Raw genomic sequence first — 461 nt, forward strand, 5'->3', positions numbered from 1 at the left:
GGCTGGCAATGGTGTTCCAGTCCTATGCGCTCTACCCGCATATGACGGTCTACAATAACATCGCCTTTCCGCTGAAAATGAGCGGCGAAAGCAAGGAAGCCATTAACAAGAAGGTGACGGATGCCGCGCGCGTTCTAAACCTGACCGACTATCTTGAAAGGCGGCCGGGCCAGCTATCCGGCGGTCAGCGCCAGCGCGTCGCCATCGGCCGCGCCATCGTTCGCCAGCCGGAAGCCTTCCTGTTCGACGAACCGCTGTCCAACCTCGATGCGGCGCTGCGCGGCACCATGCGCTTGGAAATCAGCGAGCTTCACCATCAGCTCAAGACCACGATGATTTATGTGACGCACGATCAGGTCGAAGCCATGACCATGGCCGACAAGATCGTCGTGCTGAATGCGGGCAATATCGAGCAGGTCGGCTCGCCGCTCGACCTCTATCGCAGCCCGCAGAACCTCTTC

Annotated in this window: 1 protein-coding gene; it reads left to right on the plus strand. The window is 59.4% G+C overall.

Features of this window, described 5'->3' with window-relative positions; genetic code table 11:
* A partial coding sequence (locus tag AB1462_RS31935) for an ABC transporter ATP-binding protein (RefSeq protein ID WP_367249092.1) occupies positions 1 to 461 on the plus strand: 461 nt, incomplete at both ends.

The organism is Pseudomonas sp. SB113 (genome assembly GCF_040754745.1).
Classification (GTDB): domain Bacteria; phylum Pseudomonadota; class Gammaproteobacteria; order Pseudomonadales; family Pseudomonadaceae; genus Aquipseudomonas; species Aquipseudomonas grimontii.